Origin of the sequence: Flavobacterium sp. H4147 (assembly GCF_029360735.1) — a bacterium.
GTDB classification, from domain to species: Bacteria; Bacteroidota; Bacteroidia; order Flavobacteriales; family Flavobacteriaceae; genus Flavobacterium; species Flavobacterium endoglycinae.
On record NZ_JARKNB010000004.1, the window covers coordinates 484,347 to 506,744 of the forward strand.

The window sequence follows — 22,398 nt, forward strand, 5'->3', positions numbered from 1 at the left end:
ACTATTGAACCTGTTCTAATACTGGAACTGGAGTTTCTTCAATTGGAATGGCTTTTGGTTTTGATGGAAGTGAAAGCACACCTTCGGCAAGAGAACTTCCTTCTTTTTTAGATTTAAAAATCGGCCAAAGAAATTGTGCATACCATTCTTCCTGTTTATATGATTTTGTTCCGAAAGATTTTGGATACTGACGTGTGATTAATCCTGTTCCGAAAATAACGTCCCAGATAAAAAACATGTTTCCGAAATTTCCTTTAAAATGGCCAACACCGTCTCCGCTCGTATCAGCGTGGTGTGCGTGATGTGTTGCAGGAGTAGAAATTAGTCTTTCTAAAACCCATGCAATTGGGTGTAAAACTTTGTATTTGTAAAAAGGTTTGTCCCATGGAATACTTGAGTGCGCTCCCAAAGTGATGAAACTTTTAATTACTAAAACAAACAAAGCTGGAAGTCCTAAACCTAAATAGGTTAGTGTTGCTGTTAGGTAAATCTGCGAAAAGAAAACTGTATAGATAAAATTTTGTCGAGAAGCCATTGCCATTCCCATATACGGAGCAGAATGGTGTGTTCTATGAAAACGCCACAAAAACGGAACCTGATGGTGAAGCCTGTGATACCAATACTGTGTTAAATCATCGGCAATTGCGATTAGGAAGAAACCTCCCCAAAACGGAACCCATGATAATGAATTGGCCAAATTTGGTAATAAATACGGCAAAGCAGTTAAGCTGAAAAATGCAATTACAGGAGGTAAAAGTAATTTTGGCGCTAAGAAACAAACAATGTCTATTTTACGTTCTTCGCCAGTCCATTCGTCATCGTATAAACCTGCAGCAAATTCTATAATTCCTAAAACGATCATAAACACCGTTAATCCCCAAGTTCGAATATTAGCAAAAACAGGCTGCGCAAACTCTAGAAAAGGAGGCAGTGTTAAGTGCGATTCACTTACAGCTCCGCCTGTTAATTTAAAATAAAGATAAATTGCCACGACCGGCAATGAATAAATAAAGAAGCTTATTGTTAAGTCTCTCGTTAGTTTTTCTTTTTGAACTATTGCCATGATTTCTTATTTTAAAAATTGATTTACTAGTGATAATCCTCCAGCTAAAATGGCCAGCGGAACTAAAAACAAGATTATCCCAACGACAATCTTTTTTCCTATAATTTCATAATCTACTCGTTTCATATCTATTTGAATTTTAATTCTTTAATGTAAAACTAAATAAAATAACTGCTAATTCTATGGATTTTATAGAATTTAATCATTTACTTTTTTAGTTTTTTGTTATAATTTTCATGTTATTTCACTTTTTGAATGCTTGGAAGCGTTTCAACCGTTAGATTTTCTCTCAATTTTTCTGAAGGTAAATACAAACGGATAATTAAAGTTACTTTTTGTACATTATTGATTGGGAGCCAGTTTTCTTTCTTTTCTGAACCCGAAAGATTTATTTTATAAGAAGTACTGTCGGCTTCAAATTTTACATCTTCTAGATTGTAGCTGTATTTGTTGATTGGGTTTTTAATTAAAAATCCATTTTCATCATAAGCGGTGATGCTCCAATATTTTGCATCCAGCTTTTTTCCATTAATGATGTAATCTGATTTTGGGTCTATTGCATTTCCTTCACTGTCGGTATTTGTGCTTAAATAAATTACTTCTTTTTTAGTTAGAGCATAAGGTCCGTACACGGCAACTTGAGCAATTGTAAGCAAATCGGCTGTATTTAAGTCTTTATCTTTATCGACTGTTTTCCAATTTCCAATTGTGCGCTGCGAATCGCTTTTTCCTGATGCTATTTTATAAATGCCTATACCGCTTCCTAGAATTACAGCCAGAAGAATTAATCCTATCGCTGCTGCTATTTTCTTTATTTTTTGATTTAAAGCCATTTGAATTAATTTTAAAGTTGAAATATTAATTGGCTATTTTTTCGACTTTTACGCCGTGCTGCAATTGCGCTAACGTTTTTACCGGATAAGCCTTTGAAACTAGATAGCGAAAAAGGATTAATCCTTTTGTTGTAGGGCTGTAGATAATTTTTTCTTTTGGAATATCTTTTAATGCTGCAGAGGTACTTCCTTTGGGAGCCAGATAATATTCGAATTTTGATTTTACCTTTTCTTCGTTTTCAACAAAATAATTGGTTGTGTTTTCCTGATATGCAGATATTGACCAATAGGTTGAATCAGGAACAATTCCAGATATTTTGAGAATGTTTTCTTTTAAATCGTAATTAATCGTCGAATATAAAAAATCAGGATTTGGTAACGGAATCACTCTGCTGTTTTCTGCATTTGGCTGTTCTCCAAATCGGGGTGTATTGATGTAACCTTCGCTTTTTGAAGCAAATTTATTTTGAACGTAATACGGCGTTGCCCATATCGTTAAGTAGTAAAAACTTACTGCAATTACTACAAGAACCAAAGCGAAAATGCTTTTTTTAATAATTGGTTTAGTTGCTGCCATCTTTTTACTTGATTTAAATTTCAGAGCTATTATAAATAAATAGCTCTGAAAAAGTTTTTTTTAATTAGTTGTACCTCCAGGTTTTGAAGCCTGTTTGATTAAATCAGAAACTGTTTTTCCTTTATCAGCTCCTGTATTATGAATTCTTCTGTTGTAAACATCCTGCCAGTCAATCAACGGATATAGATTGTTTTCTTTTGCCTGTTCATCAAATAATTTTTGAAGTTCAGCTAGTTTTTCAGGATATTTTTTTGCAAGATTGTTACGTTCGTTGAAATCTTCATTTAGGTTGTATAATTCCCAAACATCTGTATCGAAATTACTTGGAGCAGGTTTTTCGTTGTTTCCTAACGATTTTTTCACGGCAAATGAATCTGGTAAATGTGCTGCCGCTGCTTTCCATCCGTCTTTATAAATTGCTCTGTTTCCGAAGATGTAGTAATACTGCACTTTATGCAGCGATTCAGCTTTTGGATTGTCTAAAGAAGCTTTGAAAGTTGAGCCCTGAATAATATCTTGTTTGATATTTTTGATGTATTCTGGTGCTTTGATTCCCACAATATCTAAAGTTGTAGGCAGAATATCAGTTACGTGGCTGTATTGATTTCTGATGCCGCCTTTGTCTTTAATTCCATTTGGATAGAAAACAATCAGCGGATTACGGGTTCCTCCTTCAGAATGAGCATCTTGTTTCCAGTTTTTGAAAGGAACGTTTGTTGCCTGCGCCCATCCTAACGGATAATTGGTATTTAAACCTTTTGCAGTTCCAATTTCTCCAATATTGTTTAGGTTGCTTTGAAAATTTTCTTCATCGGTTTTTCCTTGAGAGAATAAACTTTGATTGATGGTTCCTTGTAAAGTTCCTTCTTTACTGGCTCCGTTATCACCAATAGCCACAAAGATTAAGGTATTGTCAAGCTGACCGCTTTCTTTTAAATAATTAACCACTCTTCCCACTTCAGCGTCTGTATATGTTAGGAATCCAGCATACACTTCCATGAATCTTGCATATACTTTCTTTTGATCTGGAGTCAGCTTTTTCCATTCTGTGATGAGAGGATTACGTTCTGGAAGCACAGCGTTTTGAGGAAAAATTCCTAATTTCTTTTGGTTTGCCAATACTTTTTCGCGGTAAGCATCCCAGCCTTCGTCAAATTTTCCTTTATACGGTTCAACCCATTTTTCAGCAACTTGATGAGGTGCATGAACGGCTCCTGGAGCATAGTACAAGAAAAATGGTTTTCCCGGCGCTGCTTTTTGTTGTTTTTGAATGTAGCTGATCGCTTTATCAGTAATTAATTCATTTAAATGACGTCCATCTGGTTTTATATGAACTTGATCTTCCACTAAATCAGGATTGTACTGATCGGTTTGAGAACCTAAGAATCCGTAGAAATGATCAAACCCTTTTCCGGTTGGCCATCTGTCAAACGGACCAGCATCTGAAGCATCTTCATCTGGTGTAACTCCGTATTTTCCAACAGCAAATGTGTTGTAACCGTTGTCACGAAGGATTTCTGCAATAGTTCCTTTATCAGAAGGAATTCTTCCGTCCCAGCCAGGAAAACCAGCTGATAAAATAGTATGAGAAAATCCGCTTACGTGAACTCTTCCAGAATTTCTTCCCGTTAATAAAGCGGCACGCGTAGGGGCACAGATTGCAGTTGTGTGAAAGTTGGTATAACGTAAACCGTTATTAGCCAGATTCTCAAATGTTGGAGTAGAGATTAAACCTCCAAAAGCGCTTGATGCTCCAAATCCAACATCATCTAATAAAATCCAGACAATGTTTGGAGCTCCTTTTGGCGCTGTTACTGGATCTGGCCAGTATTCTTTAGAATCGGCTAAGGTTTTGCCAATTGTTCCTTTAAATTCTGATTGTTCTTGTGCTGTTCCTAATTGTGCAACTAGAAAAGCAGTAAGCAAAAGTCCTTTTCTAGAACTTTTGGCTATACTATTGATTTTTAATTTTTTCATGTTACTAGTTTTTTAGTTAAGGGTTTTTGGATAAGCGTTTTTTCAACACATAGAATCATCGTTTTGTTTCGAGTCTTTTTATCTGGAAATAGTCCTATGTTTCTACGTGTTAATATCATTCGCTGTTAATAACCAGGGTTTTGTGGTAAACCAATCGGATCAATATTTCTTTCGCTCTGCGGAATTGGATATAGGTTGTTTTTTTCTGAAACCGAGTTTTTAGCCGTTACTTTTTTAACTTCGGTAACCAAAGTTCCCCAACGAACTAAATCGTACCAGCGTTGTCCTTCCTGAACAAATTCTTTTTTTCGTTCTTCCTGAATCGCTGCTCTAAAGGTTGTTTGGTTTAAACCTACCAAATCTACGGTTGGATCCGGTGTTGTAATAGGTTTTCCGTATGCTCTTCTTCGTACTTGATTAATTAGCTCAAATGCTTCAGGAGTTGGTGTTCCTTGTTCGTTTATGGCTTCTGCCAAAGACAATAAAATATCGGCATAACGAATTATCGGAAAGTTGATTGCCACATTTGAAGGAGTTGCGAGATTGGTTAAATCCAAGTATTTTTTGAAAATTGGTTTCGGGAATGTGTATAAAGTTCCAGTTGTTGGGTTAAGGAGCTGTTTTGCGTAGCTTACATCTCTTCTTTTGTCTCCAGCTTCATAGATATCATAAAATAAAGCTACATCCGAGATAATATCTGCAGGCTCTGTGGCTGTAAATCCAGTAAATGAAGTGGCTTGAAAAGTACTTCCGCTAGAACCATTTCCAGCTTGATTAGGTTCAAACTGCACTGAGAAGATATGTTCTTTTCCGTTCTTTTTAGTTTTGGTAAAAATATCTTGAAAGTCTTCGAACAAGGCATATCCGTAACCCCCATTTATTACTTCTCTTGATTTTGCAATAGCATTAGCCCAATCTTTTCTCGTTAGGTAGACTTTTGCCAGAATTGCTTTTGCAGCTCCAGAAGTTGCTCTTCCAGCATCTGCAGAAGTGTAGGTAGGGGGTAAAGCTTCAGCATCGGTTAAATCTTTGATGATTTGCGCATATACTTCGTCTACAGTAGCCCTTTTTGATTTTAAACTTTCCAACTGAATAGAAGTTGGCTCGTGTAAAACAATTGGAACACCACCCCAAAGGCGAACTGCTTGAAAGTATAGAAGCCCTCTTATGAATTTTGCTTCATTGATTAATCTTGTTTTTATTACTTCTGATCCAGAAACTTTCGGAATGTTGTCAATAGAAACATTGGCTCTGTTGATTCCGGCATAAATTTGTCTCCAAGCTACTTGTACACGATCTGAAGTTGCATCATGTGTTAAACTGCTCAAAGCTCTCACTTGCGGATTCGTTGCCGAAACTCCGGCAGCAGCATAATCTGTTGCCATATCGGTTAAGAAATACAGGTTTCTTCCAAATAAACTTTGCTCACCCGGATCTATGTTTAAAGAAGCATATACAGCAGTTACACTTGCCACAGCATCGTCCTGAGTTTTAAAGTAATTATCTTCGGTAGTAAAGGAAGTTGGTGTTACTTCCAGCTCCGTGCACGATACCAATAAAACGGTACTTAAAAGGAATGTTAGGATAATCTTTTTCATTGTATATTTTTTTTCTTAGAATGTTACGTTCAGACCTGAAATGAATGTTTTAGAGTTTGGATACGAACCAAAATCGATTCCAGGATATAAGTTATTTTGTTCGTATGAACTTACTTCTGGATCATATCCAGTGTATTTTGTCCATGTAATTAGATTTTCGGCAGAGACATAAAACTTCACGCTTTTGGTTCCCAGTTTTTTAGAAACACTTTTTGGAAGTGTATAGCCAAGAGTGATTAATTTCAATCGTAAGAAAGAAGCATCTTCTACATATCTTTCAGAAACAATTCCTAAAGGAGAACTTGTTGCTCTCGGAATTTCATTGCTAGGATTTGTTGGCGTCCAACGGTCATTTAAAGTCGCAGCCGCGTTCGTTCCAAGAGTTGAGATTTCTAACTGCTGGTTTAAAGCATTGAAGATTTTTGCGCCGTAAGATCCTTGGAAAGAGAAGTTCAAATCAAAATCATTGTATGAAATCGTATTGCTGAAGCTTCCCACAAATTTTGGCTGTGAAGAACCTAAACTTCCTTTGTCCAAAGCTGTAATTACACCATCGCCGTTTGTGTCAACATATTTTCGGTCACCCACTTTTGTATTAGCCAAACTGTTGATTTTAGGCTGTGTATTTACTTCTTGCTGCGTTTGGAAGATTCCATTTGTTCTGTATCCCCAGAAAGTTCCCAATGGCAGGCCTACTTTTACAATAACGGGCTGCTGTTGTAATAAGGAACCGTTTGGTACTACTGGAAAAAATTGATTTACACCATTTCCTATGGCAGTTACTTTGTTTCTGTTGGCAGAAAAAACAAGATTAGAATTCCATGAGAAATTTTCTGTTTTAAGATTTTCAGTAGTTAAACCAATTTCGATACCTTTATTTTCAACGCCTCCAATGTTTTGAAGAACAGTTGCATACCCCGATGTTAACGGTACTGGAACATTGATTAATAAATCTTTAGTTTGTTTGTAATACACATCAAACACAAAATTGATTTTTCGATCTAATAATGATAAGTCTAAACCAACATTATATTGATTGGTTCTTTCCCATTTTAAATCAGGATTTGCCAATCGGGTAGGAGCTAATCCCGTATAAGTTGTTCCTCCGAAAGAGTAATTTACAGAACCCATAGAAGCTAATGAAAGGTAGTTTCCAATTTCTTGGTTTCCGGTTGTTCCAGCTGTAAGTCTAAGTTTTGCTTCGGTTACGCCTTTAATGTTGTTTGCAAATTCTTCATCTGTAATATTCCAAGAAAATCCAGCAGATGGGAAATACCCCCAAAGTGATTCAGAACCAAATCGTGAAGAACCATCGGCACGACCTGAAAGCGTAAAGTTGTATTTTCCTTTATACGAATAGTTTACTCTCGCCAACCATGATTTTAAAACACTTTCGAAAGCATCACTTCCAGGTTTTGTTGGTACTCCATCTTGAAGGGCATCATATGTAGTATTGTCATTAATAAAAGTATTAGCGCCCGCAGTCACAACTTCTCCCTGAGTATATTGAAGTGTATAACCTGCCAATGCTGAAAATTTATGGTTTTCACCGAAGTTAGTATTGTAATTCAGTGTGTTTTCATTTAATACCGAGCTTACTACACGATCTCCAACAGCAGCAGAACCTTTTGTTCCCGCTCCATTTGAAGTATTTGCAGGAGCATAATAGTTTTGTTTGGTATTCAATACGTCACCGCTTACAGCCACTTTTGCGGTTAGTTTTTTAGTGATTTTATATTCACCAAATAAACTCGTTAAAATTCGGTTGATTTTAGTTTCGTTGATCGTATTTTCCAAATCATTAATTGGGTTCGGAACATAACCGTTTACAGAAGTAGCGTATGGGTTGTTAGTCACATTGTAACTTCCGTCTTCATTTCGAATAGGAACAACCGGAGCAGTAAGATTCACACTTACAAGCGGATTTGGATTTCTTCCACCGCTTCCGTTTGATGCAATACCGTTAGAAATAGAATTGCTGTAATTAGAATTAACCCCAAATTTGAAGTTCTGAGAATAGTTTCTTTCATAATTTGCACGAAGTGAAATTCTTCTGAAATCAGAACCGATAACAATTCCTTCCTGATCAAAATATCCAGCAGAAATCGCATATCTTGATCTTTCGTCACCGCCTGAAAAAGACAGTTGGTGATTTTGAATTGGAGCCGCTGTTCTAAAAGCTGCCGACTGCCAGTCGTAGTTTCCAGAAGTTTTAAAAGCTTCAATTTGAGCATCTGAAAAAGAAGGCGCCTGACCAATACTTGCCTGAACATCATTACGTAAGCTTGCCCATTCGCTGGCATTCATAAGTTTTAATTTCTTTGAAACGTTTTGAAAACCAAAATATCCTTGATACGAAATATTATCTTGTCCTTTGGTTCCCTTTTTTGTAGTAATGATGATAACTCCATTCGCACCTCTTGAACCGTAAATGGCTGTAGCAGAAGCATCTTTTAAAACTTCCATAGATTCAATATCCGATGGATTAATTGTTGACAAAACGTTTAAGCTTGCTCCGGCATTTGCAACTCCGGCAGAACTATTATTATTGTCGTTGTAAATCAAGATTCCGTCTACAACATAAAGCGGTTCGTTACCTGCTGTAATAGAGTTTCCTCCACGAATACGCACACTTGAAGAAGCGCCTGGACGACCCGAACTTTGTGTAACTACCACACCCGAAACAGCACCGCGTAATAAATTATCTGCTGATGAAGTAACTTGAGATAAATTAGCTTTTGGAACAGAAGCTACAGAACCTGTAATGTCTTTTCGTTTTTGTGTTCCGTAACCCACAACAACCAGCTCGTCTAATTCCTGTCTTTCTTCTTTTAAATGAATAATAACTGGATTTTTCTCTACTACAATTTCCAGTTTTTTATAACCTATATAGCTTACGATTAAAGTGTAAGGAAATTTCTGACCCGTCTGAAAATAAAATTTTCCTTCAGTATCTGTCTGTACCCCGTGAGTTGTGCCTTTTATATTTACTGAAGCGCCTATAATCGGCTGATTTGTAATGTCATCGACTACCGTTCCATCGAGCTTAGACTGAATAAGCGGTGTCGTATTTTGCGCCTGAAATTGCAGGGATGTCAACAAAAATGTAACCCATAAAATGAGGTTTATATTTTTTTTCATTTCTTTGTAATGGTTTTAAGTAATTAACAAGGCGCCCTGGACACTGATTTTTCAGCATCCTGCAATGGGTTTCTTGATTTAGTGATAAATATTCTTTTAGCCTTGCCATTTCTGTTGCCGCAGAAATGGCTTTTTTTTATCTGCAACAGCAGCTTGTCATTATTTTCATTTTGTCTTTTTTAGTTGGTTAATTATTTTCTTTTTTAAAATGCAGGTACAATTCAATTATCCTTTTAACGCACCAGAGGCATCAAATTGATAGTGTATGTTCAATATTAAATAGGTTGTGAAATTGAGATTTCGTCTTTAGATTTAGAAATAATCTAATAACGAATAGAGTTACGCTAGGAATTAACAACAGAAGCACATATAACAAAAGGTGTTATAAGTGTATTTTTTCGGAAGAATGTAATACGATATGCTTTCGGTTGTTTTCACGATATAGTTTTTTAAGGTTTTAAATAATGATTTATAACTCTACTAACTCTATAGACAAAGTTAATTTTAATATAATAAAAACCAAAAGTTTAACGCATTTTTTTTGAAAATAAAATTCTTCTGAAGCAAGTTGCATAAATTTATTTTTATTTATATCATTGTAAATCAATTATTTATGTTTGTATTTGTAGTGTATGAATTTGTTAAAAATTTATGGATCTAGAAATAAAATTGTAGTATTTTATCAGTAATTTTCCAGTTGCTAATCCCTTAAAAAATTCAAAATGAGAGCGGTAAAGATTCATTTTTTGTCTTCAATTATGATTTTTAATGAATATATTACGCTATTTTTAAGATTGACTTTAAGTAAAATGAAGTAATTTTATAATATTAAAATAAATTTTAAATTTCTAATCAAGCTATAATTTAATACTATATTTGTTTAATAAGTATTTGTACTTAGTTTTAATTTTCAAAAATGATAGAAGTCAGCAAAGCCATTGAGATAGTAGAGGCCAATAGCATTAAAATGCCTGTTCAGAAAATATCCGTAAAGAAAGCTTTGGGGTATGTATTAGCAGAAAAAATACTTTCGCCTATTAATATGCCTCCTTTTCGACAATCGGCTATGGATGGATATGCTTTTACACACAGCATCAGACATCAGTACGATATTGTAGGAACTTCTCAAGCTGGAGATCATTCGAATATAAAATTAAAACCGACCGAAGCAATTAGAATCTTTACAGGTGCTTTTGTTCCCGATGATGCTGATACAATTGTAATGCAGGAGAATGTAATGGCCAATGAAGATTCTATTCTGATTGCCACAATGCCTGAAAAATTGGCTAATGTGCGTCCGAAAGGAGAACAAATTGCTAAAGACGATGTGGTTTTTGAAGCCAATACGTTAATAACGCCTGCTGCCATTGGATTTTTAGCTTGTCTGGGAATTACTGAAATTGAAGTCTATAAGAAACCTAAAGTTGCCATTCTAGTTACAGGAAATGAATTGGTCGCTCCTGGTAAAAAACTAAAAAAAGGAAAGATATTCGAAAGCAATTCTATCATGCTTCAGGCAGGACTTAAAACAGCCGGAATTGAAAAAACAAAAGTGTATCGAGTAAAGGATAATCTGAAATCGACAAAAAAAGCCTTAAAAGAAATTCTAAAAAAATATGACATCATTCTTATTTCCGGCGGAATTTCTGTTGGCGATTATGATTTTGTAAAAGAAGCTTTACTGCAAAATGATGTAAAAGAGCTTTTCTACAAGGTCAATCAAAAACCTGGAAAACCAATGTTCTTTGGTTCTAAAAAAGAAAAATTGATTTTTGCCCTTCCGGGAAATCCAGCTTCGTCGCTGACTAATTTTTACATTTATGTGTTACCAGCGGTTAAGAGCAGAATGGGACTTTCTGAAATTCATAAAACAAAAGTAATTAGAAAATTAACTTCGGATGTTAAAAATACTATTGGAAAAACATTATTTCTAAAAGCAAAATACGACGAGACAAATGTGACGGTTTTAGACGGACAAAGTTCTGCCATGCTAAACACATTTTCTGTTGCCAATAGCTTGCTAATCGTTCCTGAGAATATAGAAAATTATGTAAAAGGACAATCCGTTACGTTACTGCCGATTGATTAGTTTTTTTAGAAAATAGAGGGAAGAGGGAAGAGGATAGAAGAAAGAAGAAAGAAGAAAGAGGAAAGAAGAAAGAAGAATTCGGGAGAAGATAGATTTTAGAAAGATGATGAAAACCGTTATATAAATAAAAACATATAGTCAAGAAAAACGATTAAACAATTAACCAAATAAACGATTAAACGAAAATGAGTCTGCTAAGTTCCGAAAATATATTTTTATTCAGTTTTGCTTTAATTGTCATCGCATTTTTATATTCAAGTGTGGGGCACGGCGGAGCATCGGGATATTTGGCATTGATGAGCATTTTTGCTTTTCCGGTTTCGGTTATGAAACCATCGGCTTTACTGCTTAATTTGTTTGTGTCGAGTATTTCGTTTTTGTTTTATTATCGAAACAATTATTTCAAACCAAAGCTCTTTTATCCGTTTGCGATTGCTTCGATTCCAGCAGCATTTATAGGCGGTTTTGTAACATTGGACAATGCAATTTATAAAATCATTCTCGGAATTGTGTTGGTTTTTGCAGCGCTGAGATTATTCGGAATATTTAATTTTAAAGAAAAAGAAGAAGTAAAAATAAACCTTCCGTTTGCTTTAGCCATTGGTTTTGCCATCGGATTATTATCGGGAATGCTGGGAATTGGAGGCGGAATTATTTTAAGCCCAATTTTATTGTTTTTAGGATGGGCTTCGGTGAAAGAATCAGCGGCGATTTCGAGTTTATTCATCTTTGTGAATTCATTTGCCGGAATGCTAGGATTCTTTTTAGGAGGAAAAACAATCCCAATGGAGAGTTTTTATTTGGTGCCAATTGCCATTGTAGGAGGAATGTTAGGCGGATTTTATGGAAGCGGGTCATTTTCAAACAAAACCTTAAAAATGGTTTTAGGAACCGTAATTTTAATGGCAAGCGTTAAATTGATTTTTCCTTGAGAGAATAAATTAAAATTAACCGCAAAGTACGCAAGGAATTTTGCCAATCGGTTAAGAAAAATGCAAAGCACGCAAAGCTTTGTGTAGATTTAGCTTTGCGAACTTATTTAAGGCTAACGATGAATAAAAAATCTTAGCGCCCTTTGCGGTAAATTTTTTCGCATACTTGAAACTTTAAACCTGACTCAAGGCTGAAAGCCTAACTGACGAAGTAAACAAAAAGAATTATGGAAACATTATCAGTATTTATTCTTTGCGGAGGAAAAAGCACCAGAATGCAGTCAGAGAAAGGATTGGTTTTGTTTCAAAATAAGCCGTTTATTGAACATATCATTCAGGCGATTCTGCCTATTACAAATAATATAAAACTAATTACGGCATCACAAGAATATGATTATTTGGAATATGAAAAAATCCCAGATTTAATTTTAGACAAAGGTCCGTTAGGCGGAATTTACACCGCATTATCGCATTCTGAAACCGAATTTAATTTGATTTTAAGCTGTGATATTCCGTTAATTTCAACCGAATTATTGCAGGAATTAATTTCAAAACATACAAAAGAAGCAGGAATTACAGTTTTTGCTTCTGAAAGTAAAACACATCCTTTAATCGGAATTTATTCGAAAGAAATTTTACCAATTGTAAAAGAAGCAATCGAAAACAATGAATTGAGATTAATGGATTTATTAGCGAAATTACCGCACCAGATTATCAATATAGAAGAAAGTGAGAACTCTCCTTTAACCAATATCAATTCGGCCGACGAATTAAATGACCTGAATATCAATTAACTTAAAGACTATGCGAAATTTAAAAACACCAAAATTGACGATTGTAGGCGCAGGTCCAGGTGATGTTGAATTGATTACCTTAAAAGCAATTAAAGCTTTAGAAAGCGCCGATGTCGTTTTGTATGATGCTCTCGTAAACGAAGAACTGCTGGAATATGCCTCAAATGCAGAAATTATTTTTGTGGGAAAACGTTTGGGTTGTCATGCTTACACACAAGCTCAGATCAATGAATTGATTGTTTCGATGGCAAATCGTTACGGACATGTGGTGCGTTTAAAAGGAGGTGATTCATTTATTTTCGGAAGAGGAAGCGAAGAAATTGATTATGCAGTAAAATTTGGTTTAGAAACAGCTGTGGTTCCGGGAATTTCTTCGGCCTTAGGTGTTCCAGCTTCTGCAGGGATTAGTCTGACGCAGCGAAAAGTTGCCGATAGTTTTTGGGTAATCACGGGAACCACTTCTAATCACGAGTTATCAAACGACGTTCATTTGGCTTCAAAATCAGCTGCGACGGTTGTGATTTTGATGGGAATGCATAAATTGGATGAAATCATTTCGATTTATCAAAAGAACCGAACAGATGACCTTCCAGTTGCCATTATTCAGAATGGAACGAAAAATTCTGAGCAAAAAGTAATCGGAACTATCAACACAATTACTAAATTGGTATCCGAAAAAAATATTTCATCACCAGCGATTATTGTGATCGGTGAAGTAGTGAAAAATACATCAAAACTAACTGAATATTTTCAAGAGCATTTTGATGATGAATTTATTTTTCAAAATTTAAATTTAGAAGAATGATCGAGGTAAAATATTTTGGGGCTGTTGCCGAAAAGACAAAATGTGAATTCGAAAAATTATTTTTTTCAGAAGAAATGTCACTGCAAAAATTATTGCGGGATTTAAATGAAAAATACGAATTCGAATCGCTGACTTTTAGTGTTGCAGTAAATCAAAAAATAGTTTCAAAATCGGCGGATTATACTTTGCAGACTAGTGATATTGTGGCTTTATTGCCGCCGTTCGCTGGAGGATAATGTGAAATAAAAATATCTTAACACATAGAAACATAGTTTCTTGGGTTGAAAAAAAGAGATTAGAAGCAGCAAGTTTCCACACATAGATAATCTATTTGTATTTAGAGTAGTGAAACGCCTTTTTAAAAGTTATAAAAAACTATGTTTCTATGTGTTAAAAAAATATAAGCGCCGGCTGAACTAAAGAAGAAATGAAAGAATCAACACGATATAACCGACAAGCCATTCTTCCTGAAATAGGAGCAGAAGGCCAGCAAAAATTATCAAAATCTAAAGTTTTGGTAATTGGTGCGGGAGGTTTGGGCGCTGCAATTTTGCCTTATTTGGCAGGGGCAGGACTTGGTGAAATCGGAATTGTAGATGATGATGTTATTGACGTTTCGAATCTGCATCGTCAAGTAATTTACAAAACTTCGGCAGTTGGAAAATCGAAAGCAGAAGAAGCCAAATGGATGATTTCAGAATTAAATCCGGAAATAAAAGTCAACGCTCTTTCTGAAAAATTATCAGGAAAAAATGCTATTGCATTATTTGAAAAATACGATATTATTGTTGATGCAACAGACAATATTTTCATCAAATATTTAATTAATGATGCTTGTATCTTAACCCAAAAACCAATGGTTTATGGATCTATTTTTCGATTTCAGGGACAAGTTTCAGTATTTAATTATCAAAACGGACCCACATATAGATGTTTATATCCAGATGAAAATTCGAATGCTTTAAATTGTGAAGATGCAGGAGTAATTGGCGTTTCAGTTGGTATTATTGGAATGTTTCAAGCCAATGAAGTCATTAAAATGATTCTCGGAATTGGAGAAGTGTTAAGTGGGAAAATATTAGTTTATAATGTTCTCAAGAATGAACAGCATACATATAATTTCGAAAAGAATTCAATTTTAGAAATGACTAAAGAAGATTTTGATCAAAAATACAATTCAGATGAAAATCAAATAGAAGAAGTAAAATTTGAATTGCTTTTGGATGAAATAGAAAATGATGCCGTTTTGTTTTTAGACGTTCGTAATGAAGACGAATTGCCAAAAATCAAATTGAAAAACAGCATTCAGATTCCGTTAATGAGTCTAGAAAACGAAATAAAAAAACTGGATTCAAGTCAAACGATTTATGTTTTCTGCCAATCTGGAATCAGAAGTAAAGTGGCAGCTGAATTGCTTCAGAAAAATCAATTTCAAAATGTAAAAAGCATTATTGGCGGAGCTTTAGCAATGCGAAATTTATTAGAAGAAAAAAAGGATAGCCACGAATTCACGAATTTTATTTTTTAAATCTATACGCAAAGTATTGGATTAATTCGTGAAATATGAATTACACAAATGATTAAGTGATAATTCGTGAATTCGTGGCAGAAAAAAAACATAAAAATGAGTAAAAATGTATTTGTAGAAGGACCGATTTCTCCAGAGTTTATTGCAGAATCGATCGCGAAACACCAATCCAAACATACAATTGGAGCGCATAATATTTTTCTGGGGCAAGTTCGCGCCGATGTTATTCACGACAATACAGTGGTAGCAATTGATTATTCGGCGTATAAAGACATGGCGAATGAAGCTTTATACACGATTCGTGAAAAAGCTTTTGCCAAATTCGATCTAACCTGCATGCACATTTACCACAGTTTAGGCGTTGTAAAAGCAGGCGAAATCTGTTTGTTTGTCTTTGTTTCGGCAACACGCCGCAAGCAAGTTTATGAAGCTACGGAAGCGATCGTAAATTGGATAAAAACCGATGTGCCGATTTTTGGTAAAGAAATGTTTGAAAATGATACCTTCACTTGGAAACAAAATACCTAAGAAATTATAATGGTAGATATTACGCATAAAATAAGCACGTTAAGAGTTGCAACCGCAACCGCAGTTGTCAAAGTCAGCAAACAAGAAACAATTGATGCTATTGTGAACAACTTAGTGCCAAAAGGAAATGTGTTTGAAATGGCAAAAACTGCCGGATTATTTGCGGTAAAAAACACGCATTTATCTATTCCAGATTGTCATCCGCTTCCAATTGAATTTACTTCGGTAGAATATAATATCGAGGGTTTAGACATTCATATTATCTTTAAAGTAAAAACCGTTTACAAAACCGGAGTTGAGGTTGAAGCCATGCATGGAGCATCGATTGTAGCACTCACAATGTACGATATGCTGAAACCAATTGATAAAGAAATCGAAATTTCGACCATCAAATTAATCAATAAAGAAGGCGGAAAATCGTCTTTCAAAAATAAATTTCCGAATGCAATAAAAGCCGCAGTTTTCGTTTGTTCCGATTCGATTTTTGCTGGCGATAAAGAAGACCGATCTGGAAAAGTAATTGTAGAAAAATTAGAATCACACGGAGTCGAAACTTCTCATTACGAAATCATTCCAGACGAATTGGATATTATTCAGGAAAAAACAAAAGCTTTCGCTGAAGAAAATCAGCTGGTAATTTTTACAGGCGGAACAGGATTATCTCCAAGAGATGTAACTCCAGAAGCTTTAGCACCATTATTAGAAAGCAAAATTCCAGGAATCGAAGAAGCCATTCGCAGTTACGGACAAGAAAGAATGCCGTATGCAATGCTTTCTAGAAGCGTTGCGGGAACTTTAGGAAAAACATTGGTTTTGGCTCTGCCAGGTTCAACAAATGGAGTGAGAGAATCGATGGATGCCATTTTTCCGCATGTATTGCATGTTTTTCATATTTTAAAAGGAAAAAACCATGACAGCCTATAACACTATTTTAACGGATAGTTTCGGGCGCAGACATAATTATCTGCGTATTTCGTTGCTCGAAAAATGCAATCTGCGTTGTACGTATTGCATGCCGGCTGACGGAATTGCACTTTCTCCAAAAGCAAGTCTTATGACCACTGAGGAGATTTTTGCAATTGCTGAAACTTTCGTGAAAAATGGTGTTGACAAAATACGATTAACCGGTGGTGAGCCTTTGCTTCGAAAAGATTTTCCAGAAATTATTTCAAAATTATCGACTTTAGATATTTCACTTTCTATTACCACAAACGGAATCTTAATCGACCGACATATAGATGTTTTGAAGCAATTTAATGTCAAAAAAATCAATTTGAGTTTAGATACGTTGGTTGCTTCAAAATTTCAGTCTATAACGCTTAGAAATCAGTTTGAAACAGTAATTAATAATCTGCATTTACTTTTGAATAATGATTTTCAGGTAAAAGTAAATGTTGTTTTGATGAAAGGTTTTAACGATAATGAAATTGCCGATTTTGTAAAACTGACTCAGTTTCTGCCGATTTCTGTTCGCTTTATTGAATTTATGCCGTTTGCTGGAAACGAATGGGATAGGAGCAAAATGGTTTCACAGCAAGAGATTTTATCTTTAGTTGAAGACAATTTTTCATCAGATGATATTCAAAAACTAGAAGACGAAAAAAACTTTACCTCAAGAAACTATAAAATAAAAGATTTCCAAGGCGATTTCGGAATCATCAGTTCGATTACCAATCCGTTTTGTGACAGCTGTAACCGTATCCGCTTGACGGCGGACGGGAAAATAAAAAACTGCCTTTTCTCAAATTCTGAAACTGATTTATTGACTGCTTTTAGAAATGGAGGATCCATCAACGATTTGATTTCAGCATCTATTCAAAATAAAAAGAAAGTCAGAGCAGGAATGTCGACTGTTAATGAAATAAACGATCCTGCACTGCATTCAGACAATCGAAGTATGATTGCGATTGGCGGCTAGAATTATTTAAGAGCGCTTCACTTTTCTCGAATCCATTTTAATGTGATTGCTTCTTTGTTCACAATGAATTATTAGAATGCATAAAAAAAGCTCAACTTTAAGTTGAGCTTTTTTTATGTATTATTTTTTCTTTTTAGCTTTTGCCTTTTTTTGAGACTTTGCTTTCTTCTTAGCGATTTTTTTAGCTTTAGCTTTGTCTTTAGCTTTTTTGGCTTTTTCCTTTTTCTTCGCCTTCGCTTTAAGTTTTGCTTTTTTAGCTTTTGCTTTCTTTTTATCTTTTTTAGACTTTTCTTTTTTCTTATCTGCTTTCTTTTTGTCTTTTACTTTCTTCTCTTTCTTGTCAGCAGTTTTTTCATTAGAAATCACTTCTGTCACTGTTGCCACATTTTCTTCAACAACTGGTGTTTCAACTACAATAGGTTTAATAGTTGGTGCGGTAATTTTTTTAGCAGGAGTTCTGCGAACTGTGGTTTTAGTTGAGGTTGTAGCTGCAGCTGGTTTTACAGGAGTTTTTGCCGCTGTGGTTTTTACTGCTGTAGTTTTAGCAGCTGGTGCGGTTCTCGCAGGAGCTTTGCGTACAGGTGTTTTTGAAGGTTCAGCGCTTTCCGTTTTTACATTTTCTTCAGCAGACTGATTGTTTTCAGCAGCTGGCGAATCAATCTTCTCAGGAGTAATTTCTTCGTTCTTGTTTTCCATATTAATGTTATTTTGATGAGGATGTAATTATCAATGTAACTAAATTGTTAAGTTTCAGTTAAGTAAAGATAATTATAAAACAAGCTTTCTAATGTTAAGTTTTTTGATAATTTTTACAATTAATTATCTGAACATAAGTTAGTTAGATTTTTGTCTAAAAATTAAAAACCAAATTTCTTAACAATTCTACATGAAAAATAAGCCATTTTGCTGTATAATATTTTGAAATCGCTTTTGGAGTTCAAAAGTTCGAAGTTTTTTTGCAGAGACGCTCATTCGGGCGTCTCTAACTGCCGTTTTTATTTTTTTCTTCCTACAAATCGAATTACGGAACCCGTTCCGTTATGGAATAAACCTTCGCTGAGTTCGATTTCTTTTTCTTCTAATTCAATGATTTCATAATTAGGAAAATCAGCTTTTATTTCTTCTATTGAAAATAAAGATTCAATGTCTTTTGGTCCGCCAACTTTTTCATTTTTGGTTACATATTCTAAATGCATTTTGCTAAAAGCTTCAAAAATTAGAATTCCGTCTTTGCGTAAAAGATTATCAAGCTGTTTATGAATTTTAGATTTTATAGCAGCAGGAAAGTGTGCATAAATTAACCCAATGGCATCAAATTGTTCAGTTTGAAAATCTAAAGTTTCCAATTCGCCAACCTGATAATCGATTGAAACATTATTGTTTTTTGCTAAAAGAAGCGCTTTGTTTCTGCCTTCTTCACTAATATCAAAAGCCGAAACTTGCCAGCCTAATTTTGCAGCAAATATGGCATTTCGACCTTCGCCTTCAGCAGGAAAAAGTATGGTTCCAGTTTCTAATTTTTCAATTTGTTCTTTTAAGTAATTGTTGGGTGCTGTGCCGTATGCAAATTCTTCATTTTTGTAACGGTCATCCCATCTTTGAGTCCAGGTGTTCACTAATAATTTAATTAAATTTTTAAAAACAATTTAAGAAATCCAAGTTTCTTCAATTTTATCTATAATCCATTTTGGATTCACTTTTAAAAATAAAAATGTAATTCAAATATAAATATTTTGCTATAGAATTTAGGACAAAAAAATACCCTCTTTCAAAACCTGAAAAAGGGTATTTTGTATAAAATTCGATTATAAAATTGCTTTGTATTTAAATCTTAACCAACAAGTTTTGTTAGTCCGCTGTTTATATCAATTTCTGCAAAATGATGTTTTCCCATAACGATAAGTAATTTGTCTGTATTATAACCAACGTATCGTATTTCGGGATTTCCAACTTTTGGTTTTCCGCAAACAGAAATTACATTGGTCTGCCATTTCAATTTACTTCTTTTGTAAGCAGATATGGTTTGTAAATCATTTTCAACATAATAGATCATGTTGTTTTTTTTGATTCCTCTTTTTTGAGTTTTTGCAAAATTTATTTCTGAGCCTTTTGAAATTAAAGCGTCATTAATTTTTTGCGCAATACCAGTTTGGGTAACCATAAAGGTTAGCATAGATAATTTTAGAAATGGTTTCATTTGGATAGGATTTGGGGTTCACAATCGTTTCAAATATAGATAATTAAACCATATAAACAACTTTTAGAGATAAAAAAAAATACCCATTTCCTATTTTAGGAAAAGGGTATTTTATAGATGTTAATTTTGAATAAAATTTATTTTTTCCAGCTAAAAATTTTAGGATTTACAGAAATCATTAACCAAGCCCAATTGTTGGTGTGATTAGCATCTCCATTTTTAATAAATTCTAAAGTTTTAGAACCAAACATTTGAGAATAACCTCCTGTTATTGTAATGTCTTTTTTGAAATTATATCCAAAAGTTGCATCAATCTCTGTTCCTAAATAAGAATTTAATTTTTCATTTAAAGGTGTAACTACATCAGCAGCTGCTAAAAATACGTGCGGAATTAAAGCAAATTGCCATTTGTTTGTATTGTAATTTAATTTAAGGAATGCATCCTGTAAACCCACACTGTTTAAGTGATTTCCAACATAAAAATAATCCATATAACCATTGAATCCGTGGTTGGTTCCAAAAATGGGATTGAACGATTTGATTACAGTACTTCCGTCATTTGTAGATTTTCCAGATAAAAACTCATAACCTAATCCTAATTTAAAAGCTTCAGTTACGTTATAACCAAAATTAGCGGCAGCATTCCAAGCGCTTACTTGCAAATCAGTGCTTTTTCCAGTTTGTCCGTACAGCCAAAAATTGGTATCTATTTTACTTGTTTTATATGCTACATAAGGTCCAAAAGTTTGTTTGTAATCAACTATTAGTTTGTTATCAGGATTTGGGTTAGGAGCATATTCATAACCTGTATTCAATACTAAAAAACTTGCTCCTAAATGTTCATTAAATTGATTGTGGTACCATGCATATTGTAATGTTTTGTAATTAGCAACGGTATAAGGTGTTTGTACAGTGTTTTCAGCTGTTGAATTGTAAGCACCACCAAAATCTAATTTTTGTGTTTCTGTATGAAATGAAACCGTCAATGCATCGTGACTTTCTGCCTGCTGAGCCCAGTCCATTTCACCAAGAATACGCTGGTTGTCATAAGAAAGTACTTGGCGTCCCATTCTCGCACTCCATTTTTCTGTGAAGTTATATTGTGCCCAAGCTTCAAAAACAGCCACTCCATTTTTATCAGCCACTGCTGTGGGAGCCACATCGCCCCAGGTTCTGGTATTTTGAAGAGTTAGCTTTACAATCAAATCGTCTTGTTTGTAATTGAAATTTAAGCGCGAACGCTGCGAAATTTGAGAAGTACCTTTTTGTCCTTCTGGAAGCAAAGTTTTGTACCCGTTACGATATTCAAAACGTGGTCTAATTTGTAAATTTACATCTAACTCTTGCGCCTGAATTTCGAAACTCAATCCTGCGAAAAGTAGTAGAACTAGTTTAAGTTTTTTCATAAAATTGGTAAGTTTTTTCTAGGGTAAATTTATAAGAAAAAACCCGCGGTTACTATGATTTAAATCATAATTCTAATTTTTTTTTAATTTAAATTTAATATACAAGTTCTACTTTTGCCTTACTTATTTAACTTATTTTGGTTTAGATAGTTGTGTAATAGTGTACTACAATCAAAAACTAATAGCCGAAAGATTAAAATGAAAATCCATGAAGATATTCCCTAGCTGTTAGAATAGCGATAGAGAAACATTAGAATTGTAAAAGTAAGTACTATAACTTAGTTAGAAAGTGCTAAAACGCAGTTTTTGAAAAATAAATACGTATTTATATGTGTTTTTTAGATTAAAGAATACTCTGCTGCCTTATTCGAAAGTTCCATTAAGTTTTTTACTTTCAGCTTTTTCATTAAGTTGAAACGGTGTACTTCTGCAGTTCGTTTACTGATTTCAAGTGCTTCGGCGATTTCTTTATTTCCTTTTCCTGATAATAAAAGAGTCAATATTTCTTTTTCTCTTTTAGTAATCATCATTTCTTGACTTAAGGTTTGTTTAGGTTCTAATGATATAGAAGAATTGGTCAGCTGACTGATTAAAATCGAAGAAATGTCACCACTGAAATATTTCCCGCCGGCAGCAACAGTGTGTAATGCTTTTAAGAATTCTTCTTTGCTTGAACCTTTTAATAAATAACCGTCAGCTCCCGCTTTTATAGATTTCAATACATATTCTTCTGATTCGTGCATTGAGAGCATGATGCTTTTTACGTTGTTTTTTTCGTTTCTAAGTTTTTCTACTACCTCAATACCCGTTAAATTTGGCATACGAATATCTACTATAAGTAAATCAGGATTTGTAGAGGCAACCACCTCGAGAGTATCTGCACCATCGATTGCTTCGCCTACAACCTCGATATTTGCTTCGTTTTCTAGTAAAGATTTGATTCCGTCTCTAACAAAAACATGGTCATCTGCCAATACTACACGAATGATATTACTCATAGTTTACTTAATTT

At 34.4% G+C, this 22,398-nt stretch carries 20 protein-coding genes; 9 read left to right on the forward strand and 11 right to left on the reverse strand.

The genetic code is table 11. The features are described from left to right. Nucleotide 1 precedes the first annotated feature (1 nt). The 6 genes from P2W75_RS19505 to P2W75_RS19530 form a co-directional block, all read right to left on the reverse strand. Nucleotides 2-1,063, reverse strand: a complete 1,062-nt coding sequence (locus P2W75_RS19505; RefSeq protein WP_207295376.1) for a sterol desaturase family protein — start codon at nucleotides 1,061-1,063, stop codon at nucleotides 2-4. Nucleotides 1,064-1,302: 239 nt separating this feature from the next. Continuing rightward, nucleotides 1,303-1,896: a DUF1214 domain-containing protein gene (locus tag P2W75_RS19510; RefSeq protein WP_276381753.1), complete on the reverse strand. Its 594-nt coding sequence runs from the start codon at nucleotides 1,894-1,896 to the stop codon at nucleotides 1,303-1,305. A gap of 25 nt (nucleotides 1,897-1,921) precedes the next feature. Further along, entirely contained in the window at nucleotides 1,922-2,473 is a 552-nt protein-coding gene (locus P2W75_RS19515; RefSeq protein WP_207295378.1) for a DUF1254 domain-containing protein, read from the reverse strand. 60 nt (nucleotides 2,474-2,533) lie between these two features. Then, nucleotides 2,534-4,450 (reverse strand): arylsulfatase, encoded by a 1,917-nt coding sequence (locus tag P2W75_RS19520; protein WP_276381754.1) that lies wholly within the window; start codon nucleotides 4,448-4,450, stop codon nucleotides 2,534-2,536. Nucleotides 4,451-4,575: 125 nt separating this feature from the next. Then, nucleotides 4,576-6,048 carry a RagB/SusD family nutrient uptake outer membrane protein gene (locus P2W75_RS19525; RefSeq protein ID WP_207295380.1) on the reverse strand — a complete coding sequence of 491 codons (1,473 nt, stop codon included), beginning with the start codon at nucleotides 6,046-6,048 and terminating at the stop codon, nucleotides 4,576-4,578. A 15-nt stretch (nucleotides 6,049-6,063) separates the two neighbouring features. Continuing rightward, nucleotides 6,064-9,189: a TonB-dependent receptor gene (locus P2W75_RS19530; RefSeq protein WP_207295381.1), complete on the reverse strand. Its 3,126-nt coding sequence runs from the start codon at nucleotides 9,187-9,189 to the stop codon at nucleotides 6,064-6,066. Between the two features lie 916 nt (nucleotides 9,190-10,105). On the opposite strand from P2W75_RS19530, the gene glp reads away from it, so the two are divergent. The 9 genes from glp to moaA all read left to right on the forward strand — a co-directional run bounded on the left by glp (nucleotide 10,106) and on the right by moaA (nucleotide 17,783). Continuing rightward, nucleotides 10,106-11,278, forward strand: coding sequence for a gephyrin-like molybdotransferase Glp (glp, locus tag P2W75_RS19535; protein ID WP_276381755.1), 1,173 nt, complete (start codon nucleotides 10,106-10,108; stop codon nucleotides 11,276-11,278). A gap of 185 nt (nucleotides 11,279-11,463) precedes the next feature. Next, nucleotides 11,464-12,210, forward strand: coding sequence for a sulfite exporter TauE/SafE family protein (locus P2W75_RS19540; RefSeq protein ID WP_207295383.1), 747 nt, complete (start codon nucleotides 11,464-11,466; stop codon nucleotides 12,208-12,210). 227 nt (nucleotides 12,211-12,437) lie between these two features. Continuing rightward, on the forward strand, nucleotides 12,438-13,004 hold the full coding sequence (locus P2W75_RS19545) for a molybdenum cofactor guanylyltransferase (protein ID WP_276381757.1): 567 nt from the start codon (nucleotides 12,438-12,440) through the stop codon (nucleotides 13,002-13,004). Nucleotides 13,005-13,014: 10 nt separating this feature from the next. Next, the gene (gene cobA / locus P2W75_RS19550; protein ID WP_276381758.1) at nucleotides 13,015-13,809 is read left to right on the forward strand and encodes a uroporphyrinogen-III C-methyltransferase; all 795 of its coding nucleotides are present in this window, start codon (nucleotides 13,015-13,017) and stop codon (nucleotides 13,807-13,809) included. Beyond that, entirely contained in the window at nucleotides 13,806-14,045 is a 240-nt protein-coding gene (locus tag P2W75_RS19555; RefSeq protein WP_276381759.1) for a MoaD/ThiS family protein, read from the forward strand. Before cobA ends, P2W75_RS19555 begins: the two co-directional genes overlap by 4 nt. Nucleotides 14,046-14,236: 191 nt before the next feature. Beyond that, nucleotides 14,237-15,337 carry a HesA/MoeB/ThiF family protein gene (gene moeB, locus P2W75_RS19560; RefSeq protein ID WP_276381760.1) on the forward strand — a complete coding sequence of 367 codons (1,101 nt, stop codon included), beginning with the start codon at nucleotides 14,237-14,239 and terminating at the stop codon, nucleotides 15,335-15,337. A gap of 96 nt (nucleotides 15,338-15,433) precedes the next feature. Beyond that, a complete protein-coding gene (locus P2W75_RS19565; RefSeq protein ID WP_073416564.1) occupies nucleotides 15,434-15,865 on the forward strand; it encodes a molybdenum cofactor biosynthesis protein MoaE in 432 nt (143 codons plus the stop codon). Nucleotides 15,866-15,874: 9 nt separating this feature from the next. Then, a complete protein-coding gene (gene moaCB / locus P2W75_RS19570; protein WP_276381761.1) occupies nucleotides 15,875-16,789 on the forward strand; it encodes a bifunctional molybdenum cofactor biosynthesis protein MoaC/MoaB in 915 nt (304 codons plus the stop codon). Next, nucleotides 16,776-17,783 (forward strand): GTP 3',8-cyclase MoaA, encoded by a 1,008-nt coding sequence (gene moaA, locus P2W75_RS19575; protein ID WP_276381762.1) that lies wholly within the window; start codon nucleotides 16,776-16,778, stop codon nucleotides 17,781-17,783. Before moaCB ends, moaA begins: the two co-directional genes overlap by 14 nt. A gap of 120 nt (nucleotides 17,784-17,903) precedes the next feature. Here moaA and P2W75_RS19580 read toward each other — a convergent pair whose 3' ends face one another. The 5 genes from P2W75_RS19580 to P2W75_RS19600 all read right to left on the reverse strand — a co-directional run bounded on the left by P2W75_RS19580 (nucleotide 17,904) and on the right by P2W75_RS19600 (nucleotide 22,384). Further along, on the reverse strand, nucleotides 17,904-18,479 hold the full coding sequence (locus P2W75_RS19580; protein WP_276381763.1) for a hypothetical protein: 576 nt from the start codon (nucleotides 18,477-18,479) through the stop codon (nucleotides 17,904-17,906). A 299-nt stretch (nucleotides 18,480-18,778) separates the two neighbouring features. Continuing rightward, complete coding sequence (locus P2W75_RS19585) at nucleotides 18,779-19,399, reverse strand: class I SAM-dependent methyltransferase (RefSeq protein WP_276381764.1); 621 nt, start codon at nucleotides 19,397-19,399, stop codon at nucleotides 18,779-18,781. Between the two features lie 215 nt (nucleotides 19,400-19,614). Next, complete coding sequence (locus P2W75_RS19590) at nucleotides 19,615-19,980, reverse strand: hypothetical protein (protein ID WP_276381765.1); 366 nt, start codon at nucleotides 19,978-19,980, stop codon at nucleotides 19,615-19,617. 137 nt (nucleotides 19,981-20,117) lie between these two features. Continuing rightward, nucleotides 20,118-21,386 (reverse strand): alginate export family protein, encoded by a 1,269-nt coding sequence (locus P2W75_RS19595; protein WP_276381766.1) that lies wholly within the window; start codon nucleotides 21,384-21,386, stop codon nucleotides 20,118-20,120. A 338-nt stretch (nucleotides 21,387-21,724) separates the two neighbouring features. Further along, entirely contained in the window at nucleotides 21,725-22,384 is a 660-nt protein-coding gene (locus P2W75_RS19600; protein ID WP_276381767.1) for a response regulator transcription factor, read from the reverse strand. Between the last annotated feature and the right edge of the window lie 14 nt (nucleotides 22,385-22,398).

Excerpts from the sequence above, each read along its gene's own strand:
- moaCB (WP_276381761.1), top strand. The coding sequence starts at position 15,875 with ATGGTAGATATTACGCATAAAATAAGCACGTTAAGAGTTGCAACCGCA.
- P2W75_RS19525 (WP_207295380.1), bottom strand. The coding sequence starts at position 6,048 with ATGAAAAAGATTATCCTAACATTCCTTTTAAGTACCGTTTTATTGGTA.
- P2W75_RS19540 (WP_207295383.1), top strand. The coding sequence starts at position 11,464 with ATGAGTCTGCTAAGTTCCGAAAATATATTTTTATTCAGTTTTGCTTTA.
- P2W75_RS19505 (WP_207295376.1), bottom strand. The coding sequence starts at position 1,063 with ATGGCAATAGTTCAAAAAGAAAAACTAACGAGAGACTTAACAATAAGC.
- glp (WP_276381755.1), top strand. The coding sequence starts at position 10,106 with ATGATAGAAGTCAGCAAAGCCATTGAGATAGTAGAGGCCAATAGCATT.
- P2W75_RS19515 (WP_207295378.1), bottom strand. The coding sequence starts at position 2,473 with ATGGCAGCAACTAAACCAATTATTAAAAAAAGCATTTTCGCTTTGGTT.
- P2W75_RS19600 (WP_276381767.1), bottom strand. The coding sequence starts at position 22,384 with ATGAGTAATATCATTCGTGTAGTATTGGCAGATGACCATGTTTTTGTT.
- P2W75_RS19590 (WP_276381765.1), bottom strand. The coding sequence starts at position 19,980 with ATGAAACCATTTCTAAAATTATCTATGCTAACCTTTATGGTTACCCAA.
- P2W75_RS19520 (WP_276381754.1), bottom strand. The coding sequence starts at position 4,450 with ATGAAAAAATTAAAAATCAATAGTATAGCCAAAAGTTCTAGAAAAGGA.
- P2W75_RS19580 (WP_276381763.1), bottom strand. The coding sequence starts at position 18,479 with ATGGAAAACAAGAACGAAGAAATTACTCCTGAGAAGATTGATTCGCCA.
- P2W75_RS19555 (WP_276381759.1), top strand. The coding sequence starts at position 13,806 with ATGATCGAGGTAAAATATTTTGGGGCTGTTGCCGAAAAGACAAAATGT.
- P2W75_RS19595 (WP_276381766.1), bottom strand. The coding sequence starts at position 21,386 with ATGAAAAAACTTAAACTAGTTCTACTACTTTTCGCAGGATTGAGTTTC.
- moeB (WP_276381760.1), top strand. The coding sequence starts at position 14,237 with ATGAAAGAATCAACACGATATAACCGACAAGCCATTCTTCCTGAAATA.
- P2W75_RS19510 (WP_276381753.1), bottom strand. The coding sequence starts at position 1,896 with ATGGCTTTAAATCAAAAAATAAAGAAAATAGCAGCAGCGATAGGATTA.
- P2W75_RS19565 (WP_073416564.1), top strand. The coding sequence starts at position 15,434 with ATGAGTAAAAATGTATTTGTAGAAGGACCGATTTCTCCAGAGTTTATT.
- moaA (WP_276381762.1), top strand. The coding sequence starts at position 16,776 with ATGACAGCCTATAACACTATTTTAACGGATAGTTTCGGGCGCAGACAT.
- P2W75_RS19530 (WP_207295381.1), bottom strand. The coding sequence starts at position 9,189 with ATGAAAAAAAATATAAACCTCATTTTATGGGTTACATTTTTGTTGACA.
- P2W75_RS19545 (WP_276381757.1), top strand. The coding sequence starts at position 12,438 with ATGGAAACATTATCAGTATTTATTCTTTGCGGAGGAAAAAGCACCAGA.
- cobA (WP_276381758.1), top strand. The coding sequence starts at position 13,015 with ATGCGAAATTTAAAAACACCAAAATTGACGATTGTAGGCGCAGGTCCA.